Annotated in this window: 1 protein-coding gene; it reads left to right on the top strand. The window is 60.8% G+C overall.

Translation table 11 applies throughout. From position 1 onward, the window contains the following. Positions 1-88: 88 nt before the first annotated feature. A complete protein-coding gene (locus tag KAK09_RS18540; RefSeq protein ID WP_210880398.1) occupies positions 89-1,114 on the top strand; it encodes an IS110 family RNA-guided transposase in 1,026 nt (341 codons plus the stop codon). The last annotated feature ends 278 nt before the right edge of the window (positions 1,115-1,392 follow it).

Here is a 1,392-nt window from a genome sequence, read left to right as displayed (position 1 = left end):
GGTGATGGAGTGGATGCCTCCCTCCCCTACGGCATCGCAATGTGCCAAGCTTTGGGCGCTGAAACCAAGCAAATCGAAGGAGGCATCCGTGAAAGAAGTTACCATCATTGGCGTCGATCTGGCAAAGAACGTTTTCCAGCTCCATGGCGCAGCGGCCGATGGTTCGGTCGTTTTCCGCAAGAAGCTGACGCGGGTTCAGTTTCACAAGTTCATGTCGGGCCATCCGGCCTGCCTTGTGGCGATGGAGGCCTGTGGCAGTGCGCATTACTGGGCGCGCGAGGTGGCGCAGATGGGCCATGATCCGCGGCTGATTGCGCCGCGTTACGTCAAACCCTTCGTCAAACGCCACAAGAACGATACGGCCGATGCCGAGGCCATCGTCGAAGCGGCCCTGCGTCCGACCATGCGTTTTGTGGACCCCAAGACGCCGGAACAGCAGGGAGGGGCGGTTTTGTTCCGCACGCGCGCGCAGTTCATTCGCCAGCGCACCGAGGCGATAAATGCGCTGCGAGCGCATCTTTATGAGTTCGGCTACATCGCGCCGACCGGGGTTCAGAATGTGAAGCAACTGGCCCTGATCGTCGAGGCGGACAGTAGCGATCTGCCTGCGCTGGTGCGCTTTTCCTGCCGCGAGTTGATTGAACAGATCACGCGGCTGACCGAGCGGCTTGCGGTGCTCGACAAGGAAATCTCTCGTCTTTCAGGCCAGGGCGAGGTCGCCCGGCGTCTGCGGACCATGCCGGGCGTAGGCCCGATCACGGCGCTGGCCGTCGAAACCTTTGCGCCGGTGATGGAAAGCTTTCGCTGCGGGCGTGACTTTGCGGCATGGCTTGGTCTGGTGCCATTGCAGCGATCGACCGGCGGCAAGCAGATCTTGGGCAAGACATCAAAAATGGGCCAGCGCGATATCCGGCGATTGCTGATTGTCGGCGCGATGGCCGTGGTGGGCTGGGCAGGCCGAAGGGGGGCCGTGGAAGGGTCATGGCTTGCGAAAATGCTGGCCCGCAAGCCACGCATGCTGGTCGCCATCGCGCTGGCCAACAAGATGGCGCGCGGCCTTTGGGCCATGCTGACGAAAAACGAGGAATACCGGGGGCCGGTGATGGTGGGGTAAGACTGCGACCCTGCCGCAATCGACCGCCCGGATGTGTGAGGAAGGCAATGACCAGCATGGGCAAATGATCGATCAGATCGGGATCAGGAAAACCAGGGGAAGCCAAAGCGCCAACTTGAGCGCGTCGTGGTGATTTGGACCTGATCCGCGTATCTCCATACCGGCCCGCGGCACGTTAAAAGCCGCACAGAGAGGCCTGACACATGACCGCACTCGATCACATGCTCAGAAAGTCAAAATTTTCCTTGCACAACGGGAGGCATCCACACATGGCTTCC

It is taken from the genome of Roseovarius autotrophicus (assembly GCF_018069895.1).
In the GTDB taxonomy this organism is placed as follows: Bacteria; Pseudomonadota; Alphaproteobacteria; order Rhodobacterales; family Rhodobacteraceae; genus Roseovarius; species Roseovarius autotrophicus.
This window is presented reverse-complemented; position numbering and strand designations above follow the sequence as displayed.